This is a genomic window from Tsukamurella ocularis (assembly GCF_965138335.1).
Classification (GTDB): domain Bacteria; phylum Actinomycetota; class Actinomycetes; order Mycobacteriales; family Mycobacteriaceae; genus Tsukamurella; species Tsukamurella ocularis_A.
On sequence record NZ_CBCSDV010000008.1, the window covers coordinates 150,828 to 158,542 of the forward strand.

Below are 7,715 nucleotides of genomic sequence, written 5' to 3' on the forward strand. Positions count from 1 at the left end.
AGTTGTCATGCTCATCCCCGAGATCGACGACCGCACCCGACTCACCTGCGACGTGCTGGTGATCGGCGGCGGCACCGCCGGCACGATGGCCGCGCTCACCGCGGCCGAGGCCGGCGCCGACGTGCTGCTGCTCGACAAGTCGCACGTGCGGCACTCCGGCGCGCTGGCGATGGGCATGGACGGCGTGAACAACGCCGTGATCCCCGGGAAGGCGGAGCCCGAGGACTACGTCGCCGAGATCACGCGTGCCAACGACGGCATCGTCGACCAGCGGACCGTGTACCAGACGGCGACCCGCGGCTTCGCGATGATCCAGCGCCTCGAGCGGTACGGGGTGAAGTTCGAGAAGGACGAGTACGGCGAGTACGCCGTGCGCCGCGTGCACCGGTCCGGCTCGTACGTGCTGCCGATGCCCGAGGGCAAGGACGTGAAGAAGGCGCTGTACCGGGTGCTGCGGCAGAAGAAGATGCGCGAGCGGATCCGGATCGAGAACCGGGTGATGCCGGTGCGCGTGCTGACCACCGGTTCCGGGGAGGACCGGCGCGCCGTGGGCGCGGTCGCGTTCAACACGCGGACAGGGGAATTCGTCGAGATCCGTGCGGGCGCCGTGGTGCTGGCGACGGGGCCGTGCGGCCGCCTCGGGCTGCCCGCGTCCGGGTACCTCTACGGCACGTACGAGAACCCGGCGAACGCCGGCGACGGCTACGCGATGGCGCTCCACGCGGGCGCCGAGCTCAGCGGCATCGAGTGCTTTCAGATCAACCCGCTGATCAAGGACTACAACGGCCCCGCCTGCGCCTACGTGGCCAACCCGTTCGGCGGGTACCAGGTGAACGCGCTCGGCGAGCGGTTCGTCGACTCCGACTACTGGTCCGGGCAGATGATCGCCGAGGTGCGCTCCGAGATCGATTCCGCCCGTGGGCCGATCTACCTCAAGGTCTCGCACCTGCCGGAGGAGACGCTCGGCGAGCTGGAGTCGATCCTGCACACCACGGAACGACCGACGCGCGGCACCTTCCACGCGAACCGAGGGCACGACTACCGCACGCACGACATCGAGATGCACGTCTCCGAGATCGGCCTGTGCGGTGGGCATTCCGCGTCCGGCGTGTGGGTCGACGAGAACGCCCGCACCACGGTGCCCGGCCTCTACGCGGCCGGCGACCTGGCCTGCGTGCCGCACAACTACATGATCGGGGCGTTCGTCTTCGGCGAGCTGGCCGGGGCGGACTCGGTGCGGCACGCGCGCACGGTGTCGGCCGTATCCGACGGGCTGGAATCGCAGATCGCAGCTGCGCACGAGCTGATCTACGGCCCGGCCCGCAGGCCCGACGGTCCGCCGCAGCCCCAGGTCGAGTACAAGCTGCGGCGCTTCGTCAACGACTACATCGCGCCGCCCAAGACGGCGCCGAAGCTGGCCATCGCGATCGAGACCTTCGAGCGGATGCGCGGCGAGGTGGGCGGGCTCGGCGCGCGGACGCCGCACGAGCTGATGCGCTGCGTGGAGGTCTCGTTCATCCGCGACTGCGCGGAGATGGCGGCGAAGGCCTCACTCGCGCGGACCGAATCCCGCTGGGGCCTGTACCACGACCGCCCGGACCTGCCCGAGCGCGACGACGAGCGGTGGGGACGGCACCTGAACCTGCGCCTGAGCGCCGACGGCGAGCTGGAGTTCCTGACCCGACCGGTGGCGCCGTACCTGGTGGCCGTGGACGAGTTCGACCACATTCCGGGGTCATCAGCCTCCGTCGAGGTGCTGGGGCCGCTGGCGGTGGCGCCGATCGGTGCGATACCGGTGGCGGCCTCGCGTGCGGCTGCGGTCCCCGCGGTCTCGCCGCGGTTGCGGGAGTTGCTCGCGCTGGACGGCCCCTCCGTGGAGGAACTCTCTCGTTTTCTGTCCGATCCGGACACGACGGTCCGCCGCACCGCCGTCACGTTCCTGGTGGAGGGCGCGCCCGACGGGTTCCTCGCTCCCCTGGTCGCCGCGCTCGGCGACGCCGACGCCGCGGTCCGGCGCGCGGCGGCCGCCGGTCTGATCGAGCTGGTGGAGGTGCTGCCGTCGGCCGACGGGTTGGCGCCGTTCCTCGACTCCGACGACGCGGTGGTCCGCGCCGCCGTCGGCAACCTGCTGCGATCCCTCAAGGCCGGATCGCCGGAGCAGTACACGGCGCTGGTGGGCGACGCCGATCACCGGGTGCGGGTCGTCGGCGTGAGCGGGCTGGTCTCGCACGACGATTGGGCTGCTCTCGTGCCCGCGACCACCGACGCCAACCGGGAGGTCCGGATCGCCGCCGCGGCCGGGCTCGCGACGGTGGGCCTGGGCGGGGTGGACTCGGTCCGGGCGCTGGCCGGTGATCAGGATCCGCTCGTCCGCGCCGCGGCGTTCGAGGCGCTCGGCGCGCTCGGAGACGCCACCGACCTCGAGCTGTTGGCCGGCGGGCTCGCGGACCGGGCGTGGCAGGTGCGGCAGGGCGCGGCGCGGGGCGCCGTCGCCCTCGGTCCCGACGGTGCCGTCGCCGCGCTGGAATCCGCGCTCACCGACCCGCATCTCGACGTGCGCAAGGCGGCCGTGGTGACGCTGCGAACCTGGCCGTCGGCGCCGTCGGTCGCGGGCGCGCTCACCGCCGCACTGAGCGATTCCGACGCCGACGTCCGCGCGCACGCGCGGCTGGCGCTGGCTGCGGGCTAGCGCTCGGCGACCCTAAATATTCACTGGCACAGGATCAGTAGGATGGACTACACATGCGTCCATGAGTTCTAGGGAATTGGTCACCGTACGAACGGTGGACGCGATCGAACCGATCGCCGGAGCGGACGCGATCGAGGTCGCGGTGTTCGGCGGCTGGCGTTCCGTCGTGCGCAAGGGCGAGTACCTGGTGGGAGATCGGGCGGTCTACTTCGAAGTCGACGCTGCGCTCCCGATCTCCGACGAACGGTTCGCGTTCCTTGAGCCCCGCGGCGTCCGCGTGATCGACGACAATCGGTTCCATGTGCTCCGCACGATGAAGCTCCGGGGCGTCGTCTCCCAGGGCCTCGTGCTTCCCTTCGCTGATATTCCGGAGGCCCACGGTGCCGAGAACCTCACCACCGCGCTCGGGGTGCTGAAGTACGAGGCGCCGTTGCCCGCCGAGCTCGCGGGTGCGGCCCTCGGCCCGTACCCGTCCGTCCTCGCCCGGAAGACCGACGCCGAACGGGTGCAGAACCTCTCAGACGTGTATCCGACGCTGCTCGCGCGCGATTGGTTCGCGACGGAGAAGGTAGACGGCACGTCGACGTCGTTCATCACGACGCCCGACGGCCTCCGGGTGTGCGGGCGGAATTACGAGTGGGTACCCACGCCCGGACTCACCGCGATCCGCTACGCGGAGGCCGAGGGATTGGCCTCCGCAGTTGTGGCCGGGTTCGTGCTCCAGGGCGAGCTGTACGGCCCCGCGATCCAGGCGAACCCTCTGGGGGTCGGTGACGTCGGGTACGTCGTCTTCGCTGTGTGGCGCGAGGGTTCTCAGCTGCCCCGCGCGGAGTGGCCGGCGTGGGCGCTCGACCGCGCCGCTCCGGTCTACGAGCATCTCGCACTCCCCGACACCGTCGACGAAGCGATCGCGCAGGCGGACGGGATCGAGTCCCTCGTCGCCCCGGGCCGGAAGGCGGAGGGCATCGTCTGGCATCGCCACGATGCACGACCGATGCCCGAGCTGGACGGAAGACCGTGCTTCAAGGTCATCTCGAATCGGTGGCTGCTCCGCGAGAACGGACGGCGGAAGCGCACGCGGCGGTAGGAGGCTTCAGCCGGCCGAGGCATGGGCCGTCCACGGCAGGCCGAGGGCAAGCATGCGGACGATCGACGGCGGGGTGAGCAGGCGCAGCTCCCCCGTCGGATCGGCCGGGGCGTAACCCTCGAAACTCCACCGCAACCAGGAGCCGTTCCAGCGGAGGTAGGCGTCCGTGCCGTCGGTGACCACGGCACCGTCGGGCGGCGGGGCGGTGACGGGCGCGGTTCCGGCCCGGCGCTCGGCGCGCAGCGCCCGGTCCATCGCCTTCGGCGTGTTCTCGACGTCGGGATTCGCCACGGCCCAGAGGCGCTTGAACGCGCGGTAGTCGGCGTTGCGGCACTCGCCGCACGGGCGGTGACCCGCGGCGTAGGCGGTGGCCTCGTCGAAGAGGAAGAGCTGGGTGTACTTGCGGGGCTCGGGGTTCCGCGGGGATCGATAGCGGCCGTTGAAGTCGAGCCGGCACGCGATCCACATGGCGTTCGCGTGCTCGCGGACGACTGTGCCGGTCTCGTCGTGCAGGATTCCGCGGTTGCCCAGGAATGCACCGCGGGCCGGATCGGCGACGATCCGGCCCCACGGGTCCACTCGATTGCGCAGCGGCATCGCCGGCGTGGTCCTAGACGGTGAGGCCCACGCTGGACGTCCTGCTGGTCGCAACACCGGATTCTCCTTGTCGTGGATTTCCGCGGAGGTGTGATCTGCAGGGTAATCGGACAATCGCTATCGCGAGCGATCGGCCACGCTCCTGGCTACCGCCGCTTCCGCGCCGTCGTTGACGCACGGGGCCCGTAGGGCGCGACGGCCCGGCCAGGTTCGTCGGGGTCGTAGAACACGTCGACGACTTCTCCTGGGGCCGGGATGCGGTCGGTCCACTCAGTTGCGGTTCGTCTCAATCGGTGGCTATCCCCGTGCTGGTCGTTGAATTGCACGCACTGCGTCGTGTGTACGTGCAGCGCCGGCCACGTCGGCCGGTCGTACGCGACCTTCACTACGGTTCCCCGAGCTCGTCGGCCCGATCGGACCAGTCTGAGTTCGGCGGTTGCGGAGGCGTTCCATTCGTCGAGCAGGATCAACCCGGCCGCGCCGCTCGCCACGGCGATCACCCAGTTGCCGTTCGCCGCCGCGCCCACGCAGATACCTATGGCAACGGACGCCTCGGTGAGGAGGTGCCATCGAATCGGGACAGTGAAGGCGCCCGTGATCAGCAGAATCAGTGCCAGTACAGACTGTTCGATGTCTCTCCTGGACAGTGAGGCGACGAGCGCTGCCGTCCATGACGCCACCCATACCGTCCTGAGAACGGTCGTCGCCACGACGGCTCTTGGGCGCGTGGAAGATCCGAACATCGCCATTGGTCCGGCGTCGGAACTAACCGGCCGCACGGATCGCGACGTACAGTCCGGTCCAGTACTCCTCCAAGAGCTGGAGATACCGGTTGAGCCCGGAGGTCATGGCGGCCAGCGCTTCCGGGGTGTCACACACTCGGGCAGTACTGGCGAGGGACTGGATCTTGTGTTCCTTCTCGGCACTGCCGATGTGGAGGTAGAAGAACTCGCAGTGCTCGTGGAACGAGTCGAGGTCCTGGTAGCCGTCCCGGTACAGCCTCACGCCCTCGTAGAGCTTTACCAAGTGGGTGTAGGCGTGCCACTCCTGCGCCATCAGAGCTCCCAACGATGTATGGACGTCTGAGGCGAACAGGTCCATTCCCTCGTCGATGAGCCGCCGGGTGGTGGGCAGCACGGGTGCGGTCGCCTCCGCCAGGCGCGTCGGACGGCCGTCGTTGACCGCGGTCAACAGCGAGTCGAGAAAGCGCTCCGCGAGGGCGGCGTGCACCTGGTCTGCGTGACCATGCCCCATCTCGTCGAAGATGTTCTCGATGGTCTCGGCGCGAGCCTCGACGTCGTGGGGTCGGACGAAGGTCTGCGTCAAGCGATCGACGGTCGGAGCGACGTGTGCGTGAAAGTTGACCGCGAAGAGTTCCACCTGGGCAGGAAGCAGCCGCGTCGTCATCCAGAGCCGATAGAAGTCGTTGTCCGCCGCCCGCGACTGCGCGACTGATTCTGCGAGACTCCGGACCACGGTATAAGTGTCGGCGGTCGCGGTCGTCGGTGCAGTTGTCATCATTCGTTCCTTCGGGTTCTGTTCGGTCAGTTGGGGACAGATCTCCGCATGGGAGCGGAGAAGGCTCTTCCTGTCGGCGGAGAAGAGCACCGCGATTCCCGCGACGCTCACCAGGCCGCCGAGGATGACGGGCGGGGAGAGTGCAACCCCGCGGGCCAAGTAGTCCTCGAGCGCGGTGGCGGCCGGGACGAGGAGCATGAGAGCCGATACCGCGACGGCGCCCTGCTGGTGCGCGATCCGATACATGAGCGCGGTGGCCGCGACACTGACGACGACCACCAGCCACCCGACCGACGCGACGACGGTCCACGACAGGGCGAACACGCCCAGGCCGGCGCAAGCGACGATGACGCCGAACACCGCCGTACTGACCGTGGACTGCACAGCGAGCGAGACCCACGTGCCGGCGGCCGGCGCGCTCGTCTGAGCGAGCGTGCCGACGCTGATAGCGGTGACGGCCGCGAGCGCGTAGCCGATCGCCACAGCCGAGACCCGGCCGCCGGTCAGGTCTGCTGCCACAGCAATGGTCACTCCGGTCAGGCCCAGCGCGACTCCGGCCAGCCGCCCAACGCTCGCCCGCAAGGTGAGTAGCACCATCACCAGCGGCTGGGTCGCGATGATCACGGCGAGCAGCCCCGGGGTGATGCCGTTCGCGAGCGCGAGAAAGAAGAAGCCTTGATACCCGACCTGGATCAGCAGGCCGGCGAGCACCACCGTCTTCAGGTCACGGCCCCGGGGGACGGCCGAGCCGATCAACGAGGCCACACCCCACGCCACGACTGTGGTCCCCGCCGCCCGCAACAGCAGGAAAGCCTGCGGCGAAATATGGGCAAGACCGAACGAAGCAGCGACCGCCCCGCTGGACCACAGCACCACGAACGTACTGGACTCGACCGTGTTCACGACGAGCCCCGAACCGAGAGTGCCAGCGGCGCGTGTGCGTGTCATTGCATACAAGCATCCGAACGAACGCGATGATTCGGCAGCCCCGGTGTCGGGCATGGGGATACCATTTCCGTATGGGTGAGATTGCACAGTTTCGCCTCGTCCTGGCGGTCGCACGCCACGGCGGAATCGGCGCAGCGGCCAGAACGATCGGTGCCAATCAGCCGACGGTCAGTAGGGCGGTCCACGATGTCGAAGCCAGGCTCGGACGGGTCCTGTTCGATCGCACCGCAATCGGCACTCGCGTGCGGGAGGGCGAAACGGAGGCGATCGCCCGCCTGACGCGCATCGTCGACGACTACGACGCCCTCGTTGCGAACGAGCGACCAACGAGATCCCTGACCATCGGATTCGCTTGGGCGGGACTTCCACCCCAGCTCGATCGCCTATTGAAACTGTGGGAGCACCGCACCGGCACGGCGGCCGAACTACTGCAGTTCGAAGATCCGTACCAGGAGCTCGTACACCATCGACGCCTGGATATGGTCATATCCCGCCGTTCCACGCGGATGCACGAGAAACGCGGCGTCGGCGTACTCAGCCTCGGCACCGAGCCAAGGGTGATCGCCCTCAACACCGACCACCCGCTCGCTGGACGAAACTCACTACGCCTCAATGACGTGTGCGCCAGCAGCCAGCTCGTGATCAACACCCGGACCGGCTCAGTACCCACCGACTTGTGGGGCCACTACGAACGCGAACCGATCACCGCACCCAACTCAGCAACATGGCTGGCCAAGATCGGAGCCGAGGCCGACCGATATCTCTAGGAGCCTCCTGACTGTCCACGACGTGGCTGACGGGTCTCATCGTGGCTGTTGTGGCCCTGTGGCGGACGGATTATCTGCATGTTCTCCTCGACGGGCTTCTTGTTTGGCC

The 7,715-nt window shown here is 68.7% G+C and carries 6 protein-coding genes; 3 read left to right on the forward strand and 3 right to left on the reverse strand.

Annotated features, from left to right (window positions below; translation table 11 throughout):
• The first annotated feature begins 7 nt into the window (after nucleotides 1–7).
• The gene (locus tag ACNAYW_RS10120) at nucleotides 8–2,689 is read left to right on the forward strand and encodes a fumarate reductase/succinate dehydrogenase flavoprotein subunit (protein WP_415849566.1); all 2,682 of its coding nucleotides are present in this window, start codon (nucleotides 8–10) and stop codon (nucleotides 2,687–2,689) included.
• A gap of 61 nt (nucleotides 2,690–2,750) precedes the next feature.
• Entirely contained in the window at nucleotides 2,751–3,776 is a 1,026-nt protein-coding gene (locus ACNAYW_RS10125; protein ID WP_415849567.1) for an RNA ligase family protein, read from the forward strand.
• Between the two features lie 6 nt (nucleotides 3,777–3,782).
• Here ACNAYW_RS10125 and ACNAYW_RS10130 read toward each other — a convergent pair whose 3' ends face one another.
• The 3 genes from ACNAYW_RS10130 to ACNAYW_RS10140 form a co-directional block, all read right to left on the reverse strand.
• Nucleotides 3,783–4,373, reverse strand: a complete 591-nt coding sequence (locus ACNAYW_RS10130; RefSeq protein ID WP_415849568.1) for a hypothetical protein — start codon at nucleotides 4,371–4,373, stop codon at nucleotides 3,783–3,785.
• A gap of 146 nt (nucleotides 4,374–4,519) precedes the next feature.
• Nucleotides 4,520–5,083 (reverse strand): DUF3592 domain-containing protein, encoded by a 564-nt coding sequence (locus ACNAYW_RS10135; RefSeq protein ID WP_415849569.1) that lies wholly within the window; start codon nucleotides 5,081–5,083, stop codon nucleotides 4,520–4,522.
• A 55-nt stretch (nucleotides 5,084–5,138) separates the two neighbouring features.
• A complete protein-coding gene (locus ACNAYW_RS10140; protein WP_415849570.1) occupies nucleotides 5,139–6,794 on the reverse strand; it encodes an iron-containing redox enzyme family protein in 1,656 nt (551 codons plus the stop codon).
• A gap of 116 nt (nucleotides 6,795–6,910) precedes the next feature.
• Between ACNAYW_RS10140 and ACNAYW_RS10145 the strand changes: the two genes are divergently transcribed.
• Entirely contained in the window at nucleotides 6,911–7,606 is a 696-nt protein-coding gene (locus ACNAYW_RS10145; RefSeq protein ID WP_415849571.1) for a LysR family transcriptional regulator, read from the forward strand.
• The last annotated feature ends 109 nt before the right edge of the window (nucleotides 7,607–7,715 follow it).

What these genes read in the sequence shown, in the direction of transcription:
- ACNAYW_RS10130 (WP_415849568.1), bottom strand. Translation starts at nt 4,373, where the DNA reads ATGCCGCTGCGCAATCGAGTGGACCCGTGGGGCCGGATCGTCGCCGAT.
- ACNAYW_RS10145 (WP_415849571.1), top strand. Translation starts at nt 6,911, where the DNA reads ATGGGTGAGATTGCACAGTTTCGCCTCGTCCTGGCGGTCGCACGCCAC.
- ACNAYW_RS10120 (WP_415849566.1), top strand. Translation starts at nt 8, where the DNA reads ATGCTCATCCCCGAGATCGACGACCGCACCCGACTCACCTGCGACGTG.
- ACNAYW_RS10125 (WP_415849567.1), top strand. Translation starts at nt 2,751, where the DNA reads ATGAGTTCTAGGGAATTGGTCACCGTACGAACGGTGGACGCGATCGAA.